Below are 21,937 nucleotides of genomic sequence, written 5' to 3' on the forward strand. Positions count from 1 at the left end.
ACGGACGCACGAGGGCGCCCCTCCCAGGTGGGAAGGGCGCCCTCGGCGCATGCGGCGTCAGCCCTTGCTGAGTTCCCAGAACCGGAACACCGTCGAGGCGTCCAGGCAGTACTCCAGGCCGTAGACGCCGTCGCGGACGACCGCGTACTGCTTGGCCTGCCAGACCGGCAGGACGGGCAGTTCGTCGGCGACGATGTCCTGAAGCCGGCTGAAGTCCTGGTCGGTCGCGCCGCGGTCGCTCTGTGCGGCCGTGTGCGGGATGAGGGCGCCGGTGATGGTGCGGTTGGTGTAGTTGTTGTCCAGCACGTTGCCCTTGCCGAAGAAGGGCGCGGTGAAGTTGTCGGCGTCCGGGTAGTCGGGCACCCAGCCCTTCACGTAGACGCCGTACTTGCCGGCGGCGATGTCCTTCTCGTACTGGTCGAAGGAGACGGACTTGACGTCGGCCTCGAACAGCCCGCTGGCGTTGAGCTGGCCGGCGATGGCCTTCAGCTCCTCGTCGGTGGCGGGGCCGTAGCGGGAGGGCGTGGACCACAGGGTGAGCTTCACCTTGCCGGTGATGCCGTCGGCCCGCAGCGCGGTGGCGGCCTTGTCCCGGGAGGGGCGGGCGCCGTAGGTGTCGAAGAAGGCCGTGTTGTGGCCGGCGATGCCCGCCGGGATGATCGAGTACAGCGGGGTGGCGGTGCCCTGGTAGACGTTCTTGATCAGGGCGTCGCGGTCGATGAGGTAGGCCATGGCCTTGCGCACGCCGAGCTTGCCGGCGACCGGGTCCTTCATGTTGAAGACCAGGTGCTGGACCTCGGCGCTGGTGCCCTCGACGACCTCGGCGCCCTTGCTGCCGTCCTGGTTCTCGATGTCGGCGATGTCGGAGGCGGTCAGGCCTCGGTAGGCGATGTCGATGTCGCCGTCGAGGAGGGCCTTCTTCAGGCCGCTGCGGTCGTCGTGGAAGAACTTCATGGTGACGCCGGAGTTCTTGGTGTCGGCGGTGCCCTTGTAGTTCCCGTTGACGGAGAAGACGGCCTTGTCCTTGTCGAAGGAGTCCAGCTTGTAGGGGCCGGAGCCGACCGCCTTGCCGTCGCTGCGCAGCCCGTTCGCGTCGTACTGCCGGTGGTCGACGATGGAGCCGGCACCGGAGGCGATCTTGCTGGGGAAGGTGGCGTCGGGGGCCTTCATCTTGAAGACGACGGTCTTCGCGTCCGGCGTCTCGACCTTGTCGAGCAGCGGGAACATGATGGCGGGGCCCGCGGAGTCGTTGATCTTCAGCATGCGGTCGAAGGAGAACTTCACGTCCTCGGAGGTGAGGTCGTCACCGTTGCTGAACTTCAGGTCGTCCTTGAGCTCGCACTTGTAGACCGTGGCCTGGGAGTCGGTGAAGGCACAGTCCTTCGCCGCCTCGGGCTGGGGTTCCGTGGCTCCCTTGGGGAAACTGAGCAGGGACTGGAAGACGTTGTTGAACAACAGCCAGGAGCCGGGGTCGTAGCCGGAGGCCGGGTCCGTGGCGAGGACGTCGTCGGACATCCCCATCACCACGGTGGAGCCGGTGCCCCCGGAGCCACCGGTCTCCGAGCCGCAGCCGGTCAACAGGCCGGAGGCCAGCCCTGCCACGATGGGCAGGACCGGCCACTGGTTGCGCATGTTCACTGCATGTGCCTTGTCGTCGGTTCGTCAGGTCCGGGGCCGCCGTCCTGGCCCCGAGGGGGAGAGCCGTCAGCCGCTCACACCGCGGCCGAGCTCCCACAGCTGGAGCGTCGAGGAGGAGTTGAGCGCGTAGGCGACGCCCGTCACATCGCCCCGTGCGGCGACGTACTGCTTGCCCTGCCACAGGGGCAGCACGGGGACGTCGTCGGCGACGGTGTCCTGAATCTGGGTCAGGCTCTTGCTGGCGCTGAGCCGGTCGGCGTCGCGACGGGACTCCGGGATCAGCGTCCGCTGGATCGTGGTGTTGGAGTACGGCGAGCCGAGGAAGTTGTCCTTGTCGAGGAAGGGCGCCAGGAAGTTGTCGGCGTCCGGGAAGTCGGGGAACCAGCCCATGCCGTAGACGTCGTACTGGCCCTTCTGCTCGGCGGGCCGGAAGGTCTCCCAGGGGTGGCCCTGGATGCTCGCGTCGAACAGACCGCTGTCGTTGAGCTGCTTCTGCAGGACCTCGAACTCCTGCTTGGTGGCCGAGCCGTAGTGGTCGGTGGTGTAGTGCAGGGTCAGCTTCACCGGGGTGGTGATGCCGGCCCTGGTCAGCAGGTCCTTGGCCTTGGCGGCGCTGGGGTTGCCGTACTTGTTGAAGAACGAGTTGGAGTGGCCGATGACCGTGGCGGGGACCAACGAGTACAGGGGCTCGGCCTGGGTGCCGTAGACCTTGGAGACGAGTTCGCCGCGGTTGACGATCTGGGCCATGGCCTGGCGGACGGCCTTGGTCTTGACCGTGGGCGCGTTGGTGTTGAAGGCCAGGTAGCGGATTTCCAGGCCGGACATGCCGACCAGGTCGACCTTGTCGTCGGTGCCCGCGTCCAGCTTCTGGATCTGCGCCGGGGACATGGTGCGGGACATGACGTCGATGTCGCCCTTGTCGATCGCGTCGCCCATGGCGTCCGCGTCGGCGTAGGAGCGCATCACGACCTTGTCGTTGTTGATCTCCACGGCGCCCTTGTAGTCCGGGTTCCTGGTGAAGGTGGCGCTGACGATCGCGTTGTCCTTGACGTCGGCCTGGAAGGTGTAGGGGCCGGAGCCGTCGGCCTCGAAGCCGTCGCGCAGCTTGTCCTGGGCGTAGTTCTTGGGGTCGACGATGCCGGCGACCGGCGTGGACAGCTTGTACGGGAAGGTGGCGTCGGCCGTCTTCAGGTGGAAGATGACCTCGCGGTCGCCCTGGGTCTCGATCGTGTCGATGGTGTTCAGCAGGGCGGAGACGCCGCTGTCGGCCTTGAGGTGCAGGGCACGCTCGATGGAGTACTTGACCGTGTCGGCGGTGACCTTGTCGCCGTTGGCGAACTTCAGGCCGTCGCGCAGCTTGCAGGCGTAGCGCTCGCTGCCGCTGTCGGTGAAGGCGCAGCTCTCGGCGGCGTCCGGCACGGGGTCGCCCTCGCCCTTGGGCTGGGCCATCAGGGTCTGCACCGTCTGGCGCAGGATGTTCCAGGTGTTGACGTCGTATGCGTAGGCGGGGTCGAGGGGTGCCGGGGCGTCGTGGGTGACGGTGAACCGGTCCGTGGTACCTACGACGATGGCGTCGCCGCTCTTGCTCCCGCTGCCGGATCCGCCGCACGCGGCGAGAACCGGCGTGAGCAGGCCGGCCACCGCCGGCAGCACCAAAGTCTTGCGGTTCATGCGGGAGTTTCTCCAGAGCTGTTCGGGTCCGTGTACCCGGCATGCAGGGGTGGTGCGGCGGATCACGGGGGGTTGCTGCGATGTTCTCGCGATGAGATTAGTCCGCGCCCGCACGGCGGTTCACAGTCGTGTGAGTTGAGCCCCCCTCACGCAGTGAAACCGGCTGTGGACAGACCGAACACCCGACAGCGGCAGGATTCGTGCAGCCTTCCACCAATCGGGACACAAGGGCACGCCCCTTCCCCTGGAGCGGGGCGGGTCAGCACACTTGGGCAACGTTGTCGAGACCGCCCGGAGTGGTGAACGTCACACCTTTCAACTGGCGCGGCGGTTACCGGAATTCGGCCGGTCGCCCTGCTTGTAATTCCCGTGGGTGTACTTCTCCGGAATTCTGTCCAGCTAGCGCATTTTCGTCATCAGGCCGCGCAGAAATGGCAGGTCGACCTCTTCGAGTGAGGTGACGACGGTGCGCCGCTCGGCCGGGGCGATGGGGGCGACGGAGGGTACGGCGACCACGCGGCAGCCCGCGGCCTCGGCGGCGGTGACGCCGGTGAGGGTGTCCTCGACCACGGCGCAGCGGACCGGGTTCACGCCGAGTCCGGCGGCGGCGAGCAGATACGGGTCGGGGTAGGGCTTGGTGCGCGAGACCTCGTCGCCGGCGATGGACAGGTCGAAGTGGTGCGGGCCCAGCACGGTGAGCACGCGGTCGATGATGCGCCGGTGGGAGGCGGAGACCAGTGCGGTCGGGACGGCGTGCTCGCGGAGTTCGGCGAGCAGCCGGGCGGCGCCCGGCATCAGCGGCAGGGCGCGGCCGATACGGTCCTCGAAGCCCTCGTTGAGCAGCACGGTGAGGTCGTCGAGCGTGATGTCGGCGCCGGTGGCCTCGATGAGGAAGCCGGCACTGCGGGTCATCGGACCGCCGACCACGACATGCCGCCAGGACTCGTCCAGGGTGTGGCCGAGGGCAGCGAAGACCTCGACCTCGACGTCCCACCAGAAGCCCTCGGTGTCCACCAGGGTGCCGTCCATGTCGAGGAGCACCGCCTCCAGGACGGAGTCCTCGGCGATACGGGGCTCGGCTGCCCGAGCGGTGCCGACAGCCTGGGGAAGGGTTCCTTGCGCGGGGACCGTGCTGGTCATCCGGGCGCACCTCCTTGAGGGACGATCAGGCCGGCTCCCTAGCGGGAACCGGCCTGCGATGGGCCGACCAGTGTACGTCTCAGGACGCCGAAACGCCCTTGTTTATCCCTGGAGCCCTGGGGTACCCCTGAAAAACCCCCGCCGCAGGCCAGGAGGGCCTTCGGTGCGCCCTCGACGCCCTGGGCGAAGGGGTGCCGGCCGGGGGGGCACCGGGGTGTCAGCGGGCGTTGAAGTACTTCGCCTCGGGGTGGTGGATCACGATCGCGTCCGTGGACTGCTCGGGGTGCAGCTGGAACTCCTCGGACAGGTGGACGCCGATCCGCTCGGGCTTGAGGAGTCCGGCGATCTTGGCGCGGTCCGCGAGGTCGGGGCAGGCGCCGTAGCCGAGGGAGAAGCGGGCCCCCCGGTACTTCAGGTCGAACATGTCCTCGATGGCGCTCGGGTCCTCCCCGCCGAAGCCCAGCTCGGCGCGGACCCGGGCGTGCCAGTACTCGGCGAGGGCCTCGGCCAACTGGACGGACAGGCCGTGCAGTTCGAGGTAGTCGCGGTAGGAGTTGGCCTCGAACAGCTTGGCCGTCTCCTCACCGATGCGGGAGCCGACGGTGACGACCTGGAGGCCGACGACGTCGGTCTCGCCCGACTCCTCCGGGCGGAAGAAGTCCGCCAGGCACAGCCGGCGGCCCCGCCGCTGGCGCGGGAAGGTGAAGCGGGTGCGTTCGTTGCCGTCCTCGTCCAGGATGATCAGGTCGTCGTCCTTGGACACGCAGGGGAAGTAGCCGTAGACGACGGCCGCCTCCAGCAGGTTGTCGGTCTGGAGCCGGTCGAGCAGGCCGCGCAGCCGCGGCCGGCCCTCGGTCTCGACCAGTTCCTCGTACGTCGGCCCCTCACCGGTGCGGGCCTGCTTGAGGCCCCACTGGCCCTTGAACAGGGCGCCCTCGTCCAGCCAGGAGGCGTACTCCTTGAGCTGGATGCCCTTGATGACGCGGGTGTCCCAGAAGGGCGGGGTGGGCACGGGGTTGTCGGTGGCGACGTCGGAGCGGACGCTGCCCTCCTCCGGGCGCTCCTGGACCTCGACGGCGGGCGTGGCGCGGACCCGGCGCTGCTTGAGCTCGGGCAGCTTGGCGCCGGGCACTCCCCGCTTGACACCGATGAGGGCGTCCATCAGGCGCAGGCCCTCGAAGGCGTCGCGGGCGTAGCGGACCTCGCCCTCGTAGATCTCGTGCAGGTCCTGCTCGACGTAGGCGCGGGTGAGGGCGGCCCCGCCCAGGATGACCGGGAAGCGGGCGGCGAGGCCGCGCTGGTTCAGCTCCTCCAGGTTCTCCTTCATGATCACCGTGGACTTGACCAGCAGGCCGGACATACCGATGACGTCCGCGCGGTGCTCCTCGGCCGCCTCCAGGATCGCCGAGACCGGCTGCTTGATGCCCAGGTTGACGACGTTGTAGCCGTTGTTGGACAGGATGATGTCGACCAGGTTCTTGCCGATGTCGTGCACGTCACCGCGCACCGTGGCCAGCACGATCGTGCCCTTGCCCTCGGCGTCCGACTTCTCCATGTGCGGTTCGAGGTGGGCGACGGCCGCCTTCATGACCTCGGCGGACTGGAGGACGAACGGCAGCTGCATCTGGCCGGAGCCGAACAGCTCGCCGACGACCTTCATGCCGTCCAGCAGGGTGTCGTTGACGATGTCGAGGGCGGGCCGGTCCTGGAGGGCCTCGTCCAGGTCGGCCTCCAGGCCGTTGCGCTCGCCGTCGATGATGCGCCGCTTCAGGCGCTCCTCCAGCGGCAGCGCGGCCAGCTCCTCGGCCTTGCCGGCCCTGAGGGACTTCGCGGTGGCGCCCTCGAAGAGCTGCATGAGCTTCTGGAGGGGGTCGTAGCCCTCGGCCCGGCGGTCGTGGATCAGGTCGAGCGCCGTCCGGACCTGCTCCTCCTCGAAGCGGGCGATCGGCAGGATCTTGGAGGCGTGCACGATGGCCGAGTCCAGGCCCGCCTTCACGCACTCGTCCAGGAAGACGGAGTTGAGCAGGATGCGGGCGGCCGGGTTGAGGCCGAAGGAGATGTTCGACAGGCCCAGCGTGGTCTGCACCGCCGGGTGACGCCGCTTCAGCTCGCGGATCGCCTCGATCGTGGCGATGCCGTCCTTGCGGGACTCCTCCTGGCCCGTGCAGATGGTGAAGGTGAGGCAGTCGACGAGGATGTCCTCCTCACGGATGCCCCAGTTCCCGCTCAGGTCGTCGATCAGCCGCTCGGCGATCTCGACCTTCTTCTCCGGGGTGCGGGCCTGGCCCTCCTCGTCGATGGTCAGCGCGATCAGCGCGGCGCCGTGCTCGCGGGCCAGCTTCGTGACCTTCGCGAAACGGGACTCCGGACCGTCACCGTCCTCGTAGTTCACCGAGTTGATGACCGCACGGCCGCCCAGCTTCTCCAGACCCGCCTCGATGACGTCGACCTCGGTGGAGTCCAGCACGATCGGCAGCGTGGAGGCGGTGGCGAACCGGCCCGCCAGCTCCGCCATGTCGGCGACGCCGTCACGGCCGACGTAGTCCACGCACAGGTCGAGCAAGTGCGCGCCCTCGCGGATCTGGTCGCGCGCCATCTCCACGCAGTCGTCCCAGCGGGCCGCCAGCATGGCCTCGCGGAACTTCTTGGAGCCGTTGGCGTTGGTCCGCTCGCCGATGGCCAGGTACGACGTGTCCTGCCGGAACGGCACCGACTGGTAGAGGGAGGCGGCGCCCGGCTCGGGGCGGGGGTCGCGCGCGGGCGGGGTGAGGCCCTGGACGCGCTCGACGACCTGGCGCAGGTGCTCGGGGGTCGTGCCGCAGCAGCCGCCGACGAGCGAGAGGCCGTACTCGCGGACGAAGGTCTCCTGGGCGTCGGCCAGCTCGGGCGCGGTCAGCGGGTAGTGGGCGCCGTCCTTGCCGAGGACCGGCAGGCCCGCGTTGGGCATGCAGGACAGCGGGATGCGCGCGTTGCGGGCCAGGTAGCGCAGGTGTTCGCTCATCTCGGCCGGACCGGTGGCGCAGTTCAGGCCGATCATGTCGATGCCGAGCGGCTCCAGGGCGGTGAGGGCCGCGCCGATCTCGGAGCCGAGGAGCATGGTGCCGGTGGTCTCGACGGTCACCGAGACGATCAGCGGCAGGTTCAGGCCGAGGGCGTCGAGGGCGCGGCGGGAGCCGAGGACGGCGGCCTTGGTCTGGAGCAGGTCCTGGGTGGTCTCCACCAGGAGCGCGTCGGCGCCGCCGGCGGCCAGACCCTCGGCGTTCTGCTGGTAGGCGTCGCGCAGGATGGTGTAGGGGGCGTGGCCGAGGGTGGGCAGCTTGGTGCCGGGGCCGATGGAGCCGAGGACCCAGCGGTCGCGGCCGTCCTTGGCGGTGAACTCGTCGGCGACCTCGCGGGCCACCCGGGCGCCCGCCTCGGACAGCTCGTACACGCGTTCGGAGATCTCGTACTCGCCGAGCGCGGAGTGGTTCGCCCCGAAGGTGTTGGTCTCGACGCAGTCGACGCCCACGGCGAAGTACGCCTCATGGACGGAGCGGACGATGTCGGGGCGGGTGAGGTTGAGGATCTCGTTGCAGCCCTCAAGGTGCTGGAAGTCCTCGAGCGTCGGTTCCTGCGCCTGGAGCATGGTGCCCATGGCTCCGTCGGCGACCACCACACGTGTGGCGAGCGCCTCCCGGAGCGCGGACGCACGGGTCCGGCTGTCGGCGGCGGAAGGGGACGGTGGCAACGCGGCCATGAAGGGCTCCCTGGGATGCGACGGCTGTCGGCTATGCGGCTTCCCGGAACATGCCGGGCTGCCGCACGGCGTCAGAGTAACCGGGAGTGGGCTTGGATGGGGACCGGCGTCCACGAGGCGGACGCGTGGCATGCGGACGGGGGGCCGGTGTGCCACGCCCAGGTCACGCGTGAGGGAACAGGGGTCGGCCGATCCATTAGCGGGAGGTCGCCATGGAACGATAGTGTTCGACATTGCCGAACGGCGCTGACGAAAACGTCCGTCGGCAGTCGAAGGGGACGGAGGCAGGACGGCGATGGCACGGAACATCCAGTCGCTCGAACGGGCGGCGGCGATGCTGCGGTTGCTCGCGGGCGGCGAGCGGCGGCTCGGCCTGTCGGACATCGCCTCGTCGCTGGGCCTCGCCAAGGGCACGGCCCACGGCATCCTGCGCACCCTCCAGCAGGAGGGGTTCGTGGAGCAGGACGACGCCTCCGGGCGCTACCAGCTGGGCGCGGAGCTGCTGCGCCTGGGCACCACCTACCTGGACGTGCACGAGCTGCGCGCGCGGGCCCTGGTGTGGACGGACGACCTGGCCCGGTCCAGCGGGGAGAGCGTGTACCTGGGCGTCCTGCACCAGCAGGGCGTGCTGATCGTGCACCACGTGTTCCGGCCCGACGACAGCCGGCAGGTGCTGGAGATCGGGGCGATGCAGCCGCTGCACTCCACGGCACTGGGCAAGGTGCTGTCGGCGTACGACCCGGTGGCGCACAGCGAGGCCCTGGACAGCGACCGGAAGGCGTTCACGGACCGCACCGTGTGCGACCTGGGCGACTTCGAGAACCTCCTCGACGTCACGCGCGCGCGTGGGTACGCGTCGGACGTGGAGGAGACCTGGGAGGGCGTGGCGTCCATCGCCGCGCCCATCCACGACCGGCGACGCATGCCCGTGGGGGCGGTCGGGATCACGGGCGCCGTGGAGCGGCTGTGCCGGGACGGAGAGGTGCGCCCCGAGCTGATCGCGGCGGTGCGCGACTGTGCCCGCGCCGTCTCCAGGGACCTGGGCGCGAGCCGGTTCTGAGCGCCGGGCGAGCGCCGCATGGGCGCCGCGCGAGTGCCGAACGCTCGTTTTTTGGGGGATGACCGGGACGCCGGGCGGCGTTCCGGCTTTCGCCATGCTCTGAAATGAACGAAAACGATCAAATCGCATACCGGACCCGCACAAGATCGATAAGCCTCGCCGATCAATAACGATCCTGTTTTCGACAAGAGAACCCTTGACGCATACGTAACGCCGAAGCAAGACTCCCGTCCATCGGTCGGCATTGTCGAACACCTACCGGCAATACGCGCTAGAGTGTGGCAACGCCAGAGGCCGGATTCGCTCTCACCCCCGAGGGCGCCAGACCCCCGGAGGGACCCGGGGTTCGGCTAACCCTGGACGAAGGACAAAGGAGTCGCGGGTGTCCAGCTCCGACATCTTCATCGGCGAGACCATCGGTACCGCCATACTCATCCTGCTCGGCGGCGGCGTCTGTGCCGCGGTCACGCTGAAGGCCTCCAAGGCCCGTAACGCCGGTTGGCTCGCCATCACCTTCGGGTGGGGTTTCGCCGTTCTGACGGCCGTTTACACCTCGGCGCCGCTCTCCGGCGCCCATCTGAACCCGGCCGTGACGCTCGCGCTCGCGATCAAGGACAAGGACTTCAGCAACCTGCCCGCCTACTGGGGCGGTCAGCTGCTCGGCGCCATGATCGGCGCGACCCTGGTCTGGATCGCCTACTACGGCCAGTTCCACGCCCACCTCACCGACAAGGAGATCGTCGGCGGTCCGGGCGCGCAGGCCACGGCGGCCAAGGCCGTCGAGGCCGCGGAGAAGGGCGCAGGCCCGGTCCTCGGTGTCTTCTCCACCGGTCCGGAGATCCGGAACGTGGTGCAGAACCTCGCCACGGAGATCATCGGCACCATCGTGCTGGTGCTCGCCGTCCTCACGCAGGGCCTGAACGACAACGGCAACGGCCTGGGCACCCTCGGTGCCCTGATCACCTCGCTGGTGGTCGTCGGCATCGGTCTGTCGCTCGGCGGCCCGACCGGCTACGCGATCAACCCGGCCCGTGACCTCGGTCCGCGCATCGTGCACGCCCTGCTGCCCCTGCCCAACAAGGGCGGCTCCGACTGGAGCTACGCCTGGATCCCGGTGGTCGGTCCGCTGATCGGCGCCGCCATCGCCGCAGGCATCTACAACGTCGCCTTCGCTTAAGAAGCCGGTTCATAAGGCCGAGAAGCCCAGAAGCACCGACCTTTCGAGCACGCGCCGTACGTAAAGCCCCACCACCACGGATCTTTCAGGAGCACACAGTGACCGACGCCCACACCGCAGGCCCCTTCATCGCCGCCATCGACCAGGGCACGACCTCTTCGCGCTGCATCGTCTTCGACCGGGACGGCCGTATCGTCTCCGTCGACCAGAAGGAGCACGAGCAGATCTTCCCGAAGCCGGGCTGGGTCGAGCACAACGCCAACGAGATCTGGACCAACGTCCAGGAAGTCGTCGCCGGGGCCATGCAGAAGGCCGGCATCACCCGTGACGACATCAAGGCCATCGGTATCACCAACCAGCGCGAGACCACCGTGCTGTGGGACAAGAACACCGGTGAGCCCGTCCACAACGCCCTTGTCTGGCAGGACACCCGCACCGACGCCCTCTGCCGGGAGCTGGGCCGCAACGTCGGGCAGGACCGTTTCCGCCGCGAGACCGGCCTGCCGCTCGCGTCGTACTTCTCCGGCCCGAAGGCCCGCTGGCTGCTCGACAACGTCGAGGGCCTGCGTGAGCGCGCCGAGGCGGGCGACATCCTCTTCGGCACCATGGACACCTGGGTCATCTGGAACCTGACCGGCGGTGTCAACGGCGGCCACCACGTCACCGACGTCACCAACGCCTCCCGCACCCTTCTCATGAATCTGCACACGATGCAGTGGGACGAGAAGATCGCCGAGTCCATCGGCGTGCCGCTGCAGATCCTGCCCGAGATCCGCTCCTCCGCCGAGGTCTACGGCGAGGTCACCGGCGGCAAGCTCGGCGACCTGCTCGGTGGCATCCCGGTCGCCTCCGCGCTCGGCGACCAGCAGGCGGCCCTGTTCGGCCAGACCTGCTTCGCCGAGGGCGAGACCAAGTCCACCTACGGCACCGGCACCTTCATGGTGATGAACACCGGTGACAAGATCATCAACTCCTACGCGGGCCTGCTGACCACGGTCGGCTACAAGATCGGCGACCAGCCGACCGTGTACGCCCTCGAGGGCTCGATCGCCGTCACCGGCTCGCTGGTGCAGTGGATGCGCGACCAGATGGGCCTGATCTCCACCGCCGCCGAGATCGAGACGCTCGCGCTCTCGGTCGAGGACAACGGCGGCGCCTACTTCGTGCCGGCCTTCTCGGGCCTGTTCGCCCCGCACTGGCGCTCCGACGCCCGCGGTGTGATCGCCGGCCTGACCCGGTACGTCACCAAGGCGCACCTCGCGCGCGCCGTCCTGGAGGCGACCGCCTGGCAGACGCGGGAGATCGCCGACGCCATGGTCAAGGACTCCGGCGACGAGCTGGTGGCCCTGAAGGTCGACGGCGGCATGACCTCCAACAACCTGCTGATGCAGACCCTGGCCGACGTCCTGGACGCACCGGTCGTGCGCCCGATGGTCGCCGAGACCACCTGCCTCGGCGCCGCCTACGCCGCCGGTCTCGCCGTCGGCTTCTGGTCCAGCACCGACGAGCTGCGCGCCAACTGGCGCCGGGCCGCCGAGTGGACCCCCCACATGGACGCGGAGACCCGCGACCGTGAGTACAAGAACTGGCTCAAGGCCGTCGACCGGACCATGGGCTGGATCGAGGACGAGGACTGAGCGGCCCGAACCGCTCAGACAGCTCTGACGAGGAGTAAGTACCCGACATGACCAGTCAGACCACCCTGATGTCCGTGCCTGCCCTGGGGACGCACCCGGCCTCCGGCTCGAACCCGAGCCGGGCCGAGACCAGAGAGCAGCTCTCCAAGGCGTCGTACGACCTTCTTGTGATCGGCGGCGGCATCCTGGGCATCTCCACCGCCTGGCACGCCGCGCAGTCCGGGCTCAGGGTGGCGCTGGTCGACTCCGGCGACTTCGCCGGTGCCACCTCCTCCGCCTCCTCCAAGCTCCTCCACGGCGGTCTGCGCTACCTGCAGACCGGCGCGGTGAAGCTGGTGGCGGAGAACCACTTCGAGCGCCGTGCGGTTTCCCACCAGGTGGCTCCCCACCTGGCGAACCCGCTCACCTTCTACCTCCCCGTGTACAAGGGCGGGCCGCACGGCGCTGCGAAGCTCGGGGCGGGCGTCTTCGCCTACTCCGCGCTCTCCGCCTTCGGTGACGGCGTGGGCCATCTGCTCTCCCCCGCCAAGGCGGCGCAGGACGTGCCCGAGCTGCGCACCGAGAACCTCAAGGCCGTGGCCGTGTACGGCGACGGTCAGATGAACGACGCGCGTATGGCGCTGATGACGGTCCGCGCGGCCGTCGACGCGGGCGCGGTCGTACTCAACCACGCCGAGGTCACCGGGCTGCGCTTCACCAAGGGCCGGGTGACGGGCGCGGAGCTGCGCGACCGGCTGTCCGGCGAGGAGTTCGGCGTCAACGCCCGGCTCGTCCTGAACGCGACCGGCCCCTGGGTCGACCACCTGCGCCGGATGGAGGACCCGAACTCGGCCCCGTCCATCCGTCTGTCCAAGGGCGCGCACCTGGTCCTGAAGCGGACCTCGCCGTGGAAGGCCGCTCTCGCGACCCCCATCGACAAGTACCGCATCACCTTCGCCCTCCCCTGGGAGGACATGCTGCTGCTCGGCACCACCGACGAGGTGTACGAGGGCGACCCGGCGGACGTCGCGGTCAACGAGAAGGACATAGCCCAGATCCTGGACGAGGCCGCCTTCTCCATCCGCGACCAGCAGCTGAGCCGTGACCTGATCACCTACTCCTTCGCGGGTCTGCGCGTGCTGCCGGGCGGCCCCGGCGACACCGCCAAGGCCAAGCGCGAGACCGTGGTGACCGAGGGCAGGGGCGGCATGCTGTCCATCGCGGGCGGCAAGTGGACCACCTTCCGGCACATCGGCCGCACGATCATGAAGAAGCTGGAGGCGCTGCCCGGGCACCCGCTCGGCGACGACTTCGAGCCCGTCTCCTCGCTGCCGAAGCGGCTGCCGCTGCCCGGTGTCGCCAACCCGCGCGCGGTGGCCCACCGGCTGCTGGTGGACCACCCGGCGCCCGGCCCGCGCATGGCCGCCGACACCGCCAGGCACCTGGCCACCCACTACGGCTCCCTGTCCTTCGACATCGCCCGCCTGGCGAACGAGAACCCGGAGCTGGCCGAGCGCGTCCACCCGGACGCCCCGGAGATCTGGGCGCAGGTCGTCTACGCCCGGGACAACGAGTGGGCCGAGACGGCGGACGACGTGCTGCGCCGCCGTACGACGCTGACCATCCGCGGTCTTGCCACCGACGAGGTCCGCGCCAAGGTCCAGGACCTGCTCGACAAGAAGTAGGACCTGCCTGCAGGAGCACCGGAGGGTCCCTCGAAGCGGGATCCGAGGACAGCAAGCGGGACCTGACAGGCTGTCAAGGGCGGCCCCCTGCCGACGGGGCCGCCCTTGGCGTGCGCCTGCGCCGAGGCCGTGACCGTCTCCGGGGCTCCCGGTCGACGGTGGGTGTTCCGAGGCGGCGATCGGGGCAGTGATCCGGTCACTGCCCCGCGCAAGGGGGCTGCGGGCGCCCCCGCCGGACGCCGTAAGGTTGGGACGTCAAGCGAGGGCACGTCGGAAGGAGGCACTGGGTGATCGAGCTGGAGGGGGTTCCCGAGCTGATCGACCCAGTCATGGTGGCCGCGTTCGAGGGCTGGAACGATGCCGGCGACGCCGCCTCCACGGCGGTCGCGCATCTGGAACGCGAGTGGAAGGGCGAGGTGTTCGCGGCGCTGGACGCCGAGGACTACTACGACTTCCAGGTGAACCGCCCCACGGTGTTCATGGACGCCGGAGTGCGAAAGATCACATGGCCGACGACGCGGCTGTCGGTGGTCCGGGTCGGCGGCGACAAGCCCCGCGACCTGGTGCTGGTGCGCGGCATCGAACCATCCATGCGCTGGCGCTCGTTCTGCAACGAGCTGCTCGGTTTCGCGCACGAGCTGGGAGTGGAGCTGGTGGTCATCCTGGGCGCCCTGCTCGGTGACACCCCGCACACGCGTCCGGTCCCGGTGAGCGGGGTGACCTCCGACCCGGACCTGGCCCGCCGGATGGACCTGGAGGAGACCAAGTACGAGGGCCCGACAGGCATTGTCGGCGTCCTGCAGGAGGCGTGCACGCACGCGGGCGTCCCGGCGGTGTCGCTGTGGGCGGCCGTGCCGCACTACGTCTCCCAGCCGCCCAACCCGAAGGCCACCCTGGCGCTGCTCAACCGTCTGGAGGACCTGCTGGACCTGCGGATCCCGCAGGGCGAGCTGCCCGAGGACGCGCGGGCCTGGCAGGTGGGCGTGGACCAGCTGGCCGCCGAGGACAGCGAGGTCGCCGAGTACGTCCAGACGCTGGAGGAGGCCCGGGACACCGCGGAGCTGCCCGAGGCGTCGGGTGAGGCGATCGCCCGCGAGTTCGAACGGTATCTGCGGCGCCGGGACGTGAACCCGCCCGGCGGGCACGCCACGGCGGACGGCGCGGACGGCGGCTCCTACCTGCGGGACAACCCGAGCGGCCGGACCCGGCCGCCGAAGCCGGATGCCTCCGGCGGTTCGAAGGGCGACGACGAGGACAGCTCGGAGGACTGAACAGCGCGAAGGGGCGGTTCCCCGTGGTGGGGAACCGCCCCTTCGTCATGCCGTGCGGCCTACAGGGCCACGCCCAGCAGCGCGTCCACGGCCCGGCTGACCAGGCCGGGGGCGCCGATGTCGGTGCCGCCCTCCTGCTCCTGGCGGGCCGCCCAGCGGTCCACGGCGGCGAGCGCGGCGGGCGCGTTCAGGTCGTCGGCCAGGGCCTCGCGGATCTCCTCGACGAGCGCGTCGGCGGACGGCCCGTCGGGGCGGGAGACGGCGGCACGCCAGCGGCCGAGGCGGGCCATGGCGTCCTCGAGCACCTGGTCGGTCCACTCCCAGTCCGCGCGGTAGTGGTGGGCGAGCAGGGCCAGCCGGATGGCGCCCGGGTCGACGCCGTCGCGGCGCAGCTGCGAGATGAAGACGAGGTTGCCCTTGGACTTGGACATCTTCTCGCCGTGCAGGGCGACCATGCCGGCGTGGACGTAGGCCTTGGCCATCGGGAACTCGCCGGTGAGCACCTGGGCGTGCGAGGCGCCCATCTCGTGGTGCGGGAAGGCGAGGTCGGAGCCGCCGCCCTGGACGTCGAAGCCCATGCCGAGGTGGTCGAGGGCGATGGCCACGCACTCGATGTGCCAGCCGGGGCGCCCGGGGCCGAGCGAGCCGCCGTCCCAGCTGGGCTCGCCCTCGCGGGCCGCCATCCACAGCATCGGGTCCAGCGGGTTCTTCTTGCCCGGACGGTCCGGGTCGCCGCCGCGCTCGGCGGACAGCAGTCGCATCGCCGCCGCGTCGAGGTTCGAGACCTCGCCGAAGTGCGGGTCGGACTCGACGGAGAAGTAGATGTCGCCGTCCAGCTCGTAGGCCGCGCCGAGTTCGCGCAGCCGCTCCACGAGCGGGACGATGCCGGGTATCGCCTCGACGGCGCCTATGTAGTGCCGCGGCGGGAGCATCCTGAGGGCGGTCATGTCCTCGCGGAAGAGGGCCGTCTCCCGCTCGGCGAGGGCGACCCAGTCGAGGCCGTCGCGGTTGGCGCGCTCCAGCAGCGGATCATCGACGTCGGTCACGTTCTGGACGTAGTGGACCTGCCGCTTGGTGTCGAGCCACACGCGCTGCACGAGGTCGAACGCGTTGTAGGTCGCCGCGTGCCCCATGTGGGTCGCGTCGTACGGCGTGATGCCACAGACGTAGATACGGGCGACGGGACCGGGGTCCAGGGTGACCGGACCGCCGGTCGCGGTGTCGTGGATCCTCAGGTCGCGGCCCTGACCAGGCAGGGCGGGGACCTCGGAAGCGGGCCAGGCATGCATGTACATGAGCGTAACCGGACCGGAGTTGCGGATACGAACCGGACCGGGCCGGTTGGCCGGTAAGGCACTCTTGCGCATCCGCGGCCGATGTGATCACACCGGCGTTCTCACACCAGTGTCCCCACACCGTTCCTGACACCGGCATACCACCGTCGTCCGCACACCGCATGCCACCGTTCTCACACCGCATGCCACCGTTCTCACACCGGCGGCCACGGGATGGCCGGCCACTGTCCGCTCGGCTCCGGGTGCAGCCCGGTGGCGAGCAGCGCCTCGGCACGCGCGCGCGTGGCGGCGATCTCGGCCGGGGTGATCAGTCCCGTCAGCCGCGCGGCCAGGTCGCCGCCCTCGCTGAGGCTCTCGCACAGCCCCTGGAGCACGTCGACGGCCTCGTCCGTCAGCGGTTCCCCGGCCCACCCCCACAGGAGGGTGCGGAGCTTGTCCTCGACGTTGAAGGCGACCCCGTGGTCGATGCCGTAGAGCCGGCCCTGGGCGGTGGGGAGCAGGTGGCCGCCCTTGCGGTCGGCGTTGTTGATCACCGCGTCGAGGACGGCGAGCCGGCGCAGCCGTTCGTCGTCGGCGTGTACGAGCAGCGCGGTGCGGCCCTCGCCGACGTCGGCGAGACCGATCGCCTTCCAGCCCGGCTCCGGCTCCTCGGCATCGACCAGGGCGAGCAGCTCGGCCTCGGCGCTCGCCTCGATCCACAGCTGGCACATGCCCTCGCCGTACGGCCCGTCGCGCAGCACGGTCGGCGGCACGAGCCCCCAGCCGGTGGCCTCGGAGACCTCGTAGGCGGCCACCTCGCGGCCCGCGAGGGTGCCGTCGGGGAAGTCCCACAGCGGGCGCTCCCCGGCCACGGGCTTGTACACGCAGGCGGCTTCCTGGCCGTCGTACGCGACCGAGCAGAACAGCGCCGCGTTGGAGGCCTCGCGGATCCGGCCGCGGACGGTCAGCTCACCGCGGGCGAGCAGGTCGGCGGCGGCTGCGTCGGCCGCCGCGTCAGCCCCTGCGTCAGCCCCTGCGTCGGCGGCGGTCACGCTCCGCGGCGGTATCCGTTCTGGCGCGGACATACGTGTCCTTCCGGATCGAGCGGGAGGCTGCACAGCGGGCACGGCGGCCTTCCGGCGTTGACGACGTCGAGGGCGCGCTTGGCGAAGGCCCTGGCCTGCGCGCCGGTCAGCCGGACCCGCAGCATGGGGGGCCCGTTCTCCTCGTCCTGGAGCAGCCGCTCCTCGGCCTCGGCGAGGTCCTCCTCGGTCTCGGCGTCCAGCTCCACGAGGGCCTGCGCCTCGACGATCATGCGCTGTTCCTCGCCGTCCCAGGCCAGGGCCATCGTGCCGACGCGGAACTCCTCCTCGACGGGGGTGTCCAACGGGGCGGTGTCGGCGATCTCCGTGGGCGCCACGGCGGGCACGGCGGCGCTGCCGCCGCTGCGCCGTACGACCTCGTCGAGCAGCTCGTCCATGCGCTCGGCGAGCGCGGCGACCTGGGTCTTCTCCAGAACCACGCTGGTCACCCGGGAGCCTGCGGCGGCCTGGAGGAAGAACGTACGGCGTCCGGGCAGTCCGACCGTGCCGGCCACGAAACGGTCCGGCGGGTCGTAGAGGAACACCTGACGGGACACGTCCTGTCTCCATTGGATTCGAGAGTTGCGGGAGTTGCGAAAGTTTCAGCAGTCGGGGGTTTCGGCGGCACGGGCCGCGTGTGAGCGCGACTGTGCGGACCGCTTCACCCTACTGCGGGCGACGATCACGGTGCGCCCGCACCGCCTCCGACCGGAGCGTCGCCTCCTGGGGGTGCTTCCTCGCGCGGGGCGAGGGAGGCGAGGTCTCCGGTGTCCCCGAGGCGGACGAGGAACGGCCTGAGGCGGGTGTAGCGGATGGCGGTGACGGAGCACGGTTCCACGGAGATCCGCTGGAAGAGGTCGAGGTGGAGCCCGAGCGCGTCGGCGACGAGGGACTTGATGATGTCGCCGTGGGAGCACATGAGGTAGACGGCGTCGGCGCCGTGGTCGCGCTCCACGCGCGCGTTCCACTCGCGTACGGCCTCGGCGGCGCGGGTCTGCATGGCCCGCATGGACTCCCCGCCGGGGAAGGCGGCGGCCGACGGGTGCGCCTGTACGACCTCCATCAGCGGTTCGTCCGCCAGCTCGGCGAGCTTGCGGCCGGACCAGTCGCCGTAGTGGCACTCGCCGATGCGCTCGTCGGTGTGGGCGCGCAGTCCGGGGCGGGCGTCGAGCAGTGGCCGGATGGTCTCCTGGCAGCGCTGGAGAGGGCTGGCGACGACCTCGGCGATGGGCAGCGCCTGGAGGCGTCCGGGCAGTGCGGCGGCCTGTGCGGCCCCGCGCTCGTCCAGGGCGACGCCGGGGGTCCACCCGGCGAGCACACCCGAGGTGTTGGCGGTGGAACGTCCGTGCCTTACGAGGATCAGCGTGGGCATGCGGCCCAGGGTAGGCGCACTCCGAGATGCGGGGGCGGGCGGGCGACGGGAGAATGCGCTCCGTGATCGTCGACTGCGCCGTCTACCGGCATGGGCACCGCACCGAGGCCCCGGACGACCTGTCCGACGCGCTCGCCGAGGCGCGGGCGGCCGGCGGGTTCGTGTGGATCGGGCTGTACGAACCCTCGGAGCGGGAGTTCGACCTGGTCACCGAGGAGTTCGGACTGCATCCGCTGGCGGTCGAGGACGCGCTCAAGGCGCATCAGCGGCCCAAGCTGGAGGTGTACGCCGACTCGTTGTTCATGGTCCTGAAACCGGTCGTGTACGAGCCCCACAGCGACACCGTCACCACCGGCGAGATCATGGTCTTCATCGGCGACTGCTTCGTGGTGACCGTCCGGCACGGTGAGGCCTCCCCGCTGGCCGCCGTACGGCACCGGCTGGAGGAGGAGCCGGAGATGCTGGGCAAGGGCACCACCGCCGTGATGTACGCGATCTCCGACGCCACCGTCGACCACTACCTGGAGGTGGCGACGGAGCTGGCGACCGACCTGGAGGAGCTGGAGGCGGAGGTGTTCCGGCCGGAGGGCGGCGGCTCACGGCACACCGCGTCCCGGATCTACACCTTCAAGCGGCAGATCCTGGAGTTCCGGCGGGCCACCGGGCCGCTGGCGCTGCCGCTGACCCGGCTGGCCGGCACCGGCCAGTTCGGCGCCGGGCTGCCCTTCGTGGACGACAAGGCGCGGCCGTTCTTCCGTGACGTCCTCGACCACCTCGCGCGCGTGAACGAGTCCATCGAGGCCCTGGACCGGCTGGTGTCGGACATCCTGGCGGCGCATCTGGCGCAGATGAGCGTGCGGCAGAACGACGACATGCGGAAGATCTCCGCGTGGGCGGCGATGGCGGCGATCCCCACGATGATCGCGGGGATCTACGGCATGAACTTCGACCACATGCCCGAGCTGCACTGGCTGTGGGCGTACCCGGCGGTGATCCTGGCGATGGCCGCCCTGGAGGTGCTGCTGTACCGCATGTTCAAGCGGCGTGGCTGGCTGTGACCCGTGGCATGTCGGCCTAGGCGAACTCGTGGGCGGGGGCGGCGGGTCCGCCGAGCGGGTCGCGGCGCTCGGGCATGCGGAGGGTGACCATGCGGTGCCAGCCCAGGAGGCGTTCGTAGGCGTACACGCCGTGGATCGCGGCGGCGAGGAGCGCGGACCTGGTCTTCGGCCAGCCGAGGATGCGGCCCATGTGGGCCATCACGGCGAGGCTGACGTCGCGGTAGACGCGGATCTCGGCGAGCGCGCACGCGCGCAGGGTGCGCTGGATGAGCCGGCCGTGCCCGGCGGCGGCGAAGCGCAGCAGTTCCTCGTGGGTGTAGGCGAGGTGGTTGTCCTCGTCGTGGGAGATCATGCGGACGGCCTTGCCGACCTCGGGGTGGTCGGAGAAGTGCCTGCGGAGCATCACCATCTGGTCCGCGGCGCGCTGTTCGGTGACCCGGCTGTGCGCGAGGTAGACGATGAGGTCCCGCACGGTGAGCGGCTCGTCCTTCTTCAGCTTGTCGTGGGCGAGGCCGATGCCGCGCCGTTCCAGCAGCATCGTGTAGTCGGTCTCGGGCGGGACGGCGACCGGTCGCAGGCCGCGCTTCTTCATGAGGGCGTTGAAGATGCGCCCGTGCTTGTCCTCGTCCGCGCCGTGCCGGCTGATCTTGGGGGCCAGTGCGCGCTGGCTCTGCGGTACGAGGGCGGCGATCCGTCCGTTCTCCCAGCCGCCCTGGGCCTCCCCGCCGGCCGCGATGGAGCAGAAGAGCCGGAAGGACTCGTCGTTGTCGAGGATCTCCTGGAACAGACTCTTGGCCGAAAGCATGGAAGCCGCCTCTCCGCACGATTCCGCAGGTTTACGCAGATTCCGCAGGATCCCGCAAAGAACGAGTCAAATGCGGGCAGAGAGGGGGCGCAACAGCTGTGCGCGCCGACTGGGCCGAAAGGGGGATCCCCCGGGGGCGTAACCGCCCGGCGGCAGACGCGTTGTTACCCGTGACGGCCGTGGCGGGGAAGACCCCCGAGCCCCCACCACGGCCGCTGAAAACTCCCCCCGCTGCCAGGCGACCGGGCCTACGCCAGTCCGGCGCGCTCCAGGGCCTCGGTGCCCGCCCGGAGGGAGGCGAGCCGCTCGTCCAGCGTGAAGCCGGCCGGGGCGAGGCTGAGGGTGGTGACACCGGCGGCGGCGTACGCCTTCATCCGGTCGGCGATGCGGTCGACGGAGCCGAGCAGCGTCGTCCTGTCGATGAGGTCCTGCGGAATCGCCGCCGCGGCACCGGCCTTGTCGCCGGACAGGTACTTCTCCTGGATCTCGGCGGCCTCCTTCTCGTACCCCATGCGCTTGGCGAGCTGGTTGTAGAAGTTCTGCTTGGCGCTGCCCATGCCGCCGACGTACAGCGCGGTGTAGGGGCGGAAGGTGTCGGCGAGCTTCGCCACGTCCTTGTCGTCGCCGACGGCGAGCGGCAGGGTCGGGCAGACGTCGAACCCGTCGAGGGTCTTGCCCGCCTTCTCCCGGCCCGCGCGCAGGTACGTCATCGTGGTCTCCTCCAGGTGCTCGGCGGAGGGGAAGATGAGCAGGGCGCCGTCGGCGATCTCGCCGGTCTGCTCCAGGTTCTTCGGGCCGATCGCGGCGATGTACAGCGGGATGTGCTCGCGCTCCGGGTGCACGGTCAGCTTGATGGGCTTCCCCGGGCCGCCGGGCAGCGGCAGCGTCCAGTGCTCGCCCTCGTACGACAGCCGCTCCCGCGACATCGCCTTGCGGACGATCTCCACGTACTCGCGCGTGCGAGCCAGCGGCTTGTCGAACTTGACGCCGTACCAGCCCTCGGAGACCTGCGGGCCGGAGACGCCGAGGCCGAGCCGGAAGCGGCCCTTGGACAGCGAGTCCAGGGTCGCCGCGGTCATCGCGGTCATCGCGGGCTGCCGGGCCGGGATCTGGAAGATGGCCGAGCCGATGTCGATCCGCTCGGTCTGCGCGGCGACCCAGCTGAGCACCGTGGCCGCGTCGGAGCCGTACGCCTCGGCGGCCCAGCACACGGAGTAGCCCAGCCTGTCGGCCTCCTGCGCCACGGCCAGATTGTCCGCGTCCATCCCGGCACCCCAGTAGCCGAGGTTGATCCCGAGCTGCATGGCCGATTCCCCTTACCCATGAGTAACGTCCTGTGGCGCAGACCTTAG

At 70.1% G+C, this 21,937-nt stretch carries 16 protein-coding genes; 6 read left to right on the forward strand and 10 right to left on the reverse strand.

All coding sequences use genetic code 11. From position 1 onward, the window contains the following. Nucleotides 1–57: 57 nt before the first annotated feature. The 4 genes from ACWD35_RS04095 to metH form a co-directional block, all read right to left on the reverse strand. Nucleotides 58–1,638 (reverse strand): ABC transporter substrate-binding protein, encoded by a 1,581-nt coding sequence (locus tag ACWD35_RS04095; RefSeq protein ID WP_451349571.1) that lies wholly within the window; start codon nt 1,636–1,638, stop codon nt 58–60. A gap of 66 nt (nt 1,639–1,704) precedes the next feature. Continuing rightward, a complete protein-coding gene (locus ACWD35_RS04100; protein ID WP_451349572.1) occupies nt 1,705–3,309 on the reverse strand; it encodes an ABC transporter substrate-binding protein in 1,605 nt (534 codons plus the stop codon). A gap of 399 nt (nt 3,310–3,708) precedes the next feature. Continuing rightward, nucleotides 3,709–4,449 (reverse strand): HAD family hydrolase, encoded by a 741-nt coding sequence (locus ACWD35_RS04105; protein ID WP_451349573.1) that lies wholly within the window; start codon nt 4,447–4,449, stop codon nt 3,709–3,711. A gap of 217 nt (nt 4,450–4,666) precedes the next feature. Next, entirely contained in the window at nt 4,667–8,185 is a 3,519-nt protein-coding gene (gene metH / locus ACWD35_RS04110) for a methionine synthase (protein WP_451349574.1), read from the reverse strand. A 295-nt stretch (nt 8,186–8,480) separates the two neighbouring features. Here metH and ACWD35_RS04115 point away from each other — a divergent pair, with 295 nt between their 5' ends. The 5 genes from ACWD35_RS04115 (at nt 8,481) to ACWD35_RS04135 (ending at nt 14,994) form a co-directional block, all read left to right on the forward strand. Next, nucleotides 8,481–9,245: an IclR family transcriptional regulator gene (locus tag ACWD35_RS04115; RefSeq protein WP_451349575.1), complete on the forward strand. Its 765-nt coding sequence runs from the start codon at nt 8,481–8,483 to the stop codon at nt 9,243–9,245. A gap of 382 nt (nt 9,246–9,627) precedes the next feature. After that, on the forward strand, nt 9,628–10,422 hold the full coding sequence (locus ACWD35_RS04120; protein WP_451349576.1) for an MIP/aquaporin family protein: 795 nt from the start codon (nt 9,628–9,630) through the stop codon (nt 10,420–10,422). Nucleotides 10,423–10,520: 98 nt separating this feature from the next. After that, a complete protein-coding gene (gene glpK, locus ACWD35_RS04125; protein ID WP_451349577.1) occupies nt 10,521–12,059 on the forward strand; it encodes a glycerol kinase GlpK in 1,539 nt (512 codons plus the stop codon). Between the two features lie 47 nt (nt 12,060–12,106). After that, on the forward strand, nt 12,107–13,723 hold the full coding sequence (locus ACWD35_RS04130; protein WP_451349578.1) for an FAD-dependent oxidoreductase: 1,617 nt from the start codon (nt 12,107–12,109) through the stop codon (nt 13,721–13,723). Nucleotides 13,724–14,010: 287 nt separating this feature from the next. Then, on the forward strand, nt 14,011–14,994 hold the full coding sequence (locus tag ACWD35_RS04135) for a PAC2 family protein (RefSeq protein ID WP_451349579.1): 984 nt from the start codon (nt 14,011–14,013) through the stop codon (nt 14,992–14,994). Between the two features lie 59 nt (nt 14,995–15,053). Here the strand turns inward: ACWD35_RS04135 and mshC are convergent, their stop codons facing one another. The 4 genes from mshC to ACWD35_RS04155 form a co-directional block, all read right to left on the reverse strand. Beyond that, complete coding sequence (gene mshC, locus ACWD35_RS04140; RefSeq protein ID WP_451349580.1) at nt 15,054–16,283, reverse strand: cysteine--1-D-myo-inosityl 2-amino-2-deoxy-alpha-D-glucopyranoside ligase; 1,230 nt, start codon at nt 16,281–16,283, stop codon at nt 15,054–15,056. Nucleotides 16,284–16,483: 200 nt separating this feature from the next. Then, complete coding sequence (locus ACWD35_RS04145) at nt 16,484–17,353, reverse strand: SCO1664 family protein (protein WP_451349581.1); 870 nt, start codon at nt 17,351–17,353, stop codon at nt 16,484–16,486. Continuing rightward, complete coding sequence (locus ACWD35_RS04150; protein WP_451349582.1) at nt 17,317–17,907, reverse strand: DUF3090 domain-containing protein; 591 nt, start codon at nt 17,905–17,907, stop codon at nt 17,317–17,319. Before ACWD35_RS04150 ends, ACWD35_RS04145 begins: the two co-directional genes overlap by 37 nt. A 125-nt stretch (nt 17,908–18,032) precedes the next feature. Beyond that, nucleotides 18,033–18,722, reverse strand: coding sequence for a histidine phosphatase family protein (locus tag ACWD35_RS04155; protein ID WP_451349583.1), 690 nt, complete (start codon nt 18,720–18,722; stop codon nt 18,033–18,035). A gap of 62 nt (nt 18,723–18,784) precedes the next feature. Here ACWD35_RS04155 and corA point away from each other — a divergent pair, with 62 nt between their 5' ends. Further along, the gene (gene corA, locus ACWD35_RS04160; RefSeq protein ID WP_451349584.1) at nt 18,785–19,780 is read left to right on the forward strand and encodes a magnesium/cobalt transporter CorA; all 996 of its coding nucleotides are present in this window, start codon (nt 18,785–18,787) and stop codon (nt 19,778–19,780) included. Nucleotides 19,781–19,796: 16 nt separating this feature from the next. On the opposite strand, the gene ACWD35_RS04165 is transcribed toward corA, so the two are convergent. Then, a complete protein-coding gene (locus ACWD35_RS04165) occupies nt 19,797–20,585 on the reverse strand; it encodes a ferritin-like domain-containing protein (protein ID WP_451349585.1) in 789 nt (262 codons plus the stop codon). 248 nt (nt 20,586–20,833) lie between these two features. Then, entirely contained in the window at nt 20,834–21,889 is a 1,056-nt protein-coding gene (locus tag ACWD35_RS04170; RefSeq protein ID WP_451349586.1) for an LLM class F420-dependent oxidoreductase, read from the reverse strand. Nucleotides 21,890–21,937 lie beyond the last annotated feature (48 nt).

This window comes from Streptomyces sp. NPDC002671 (assembly GCF_053592475.1).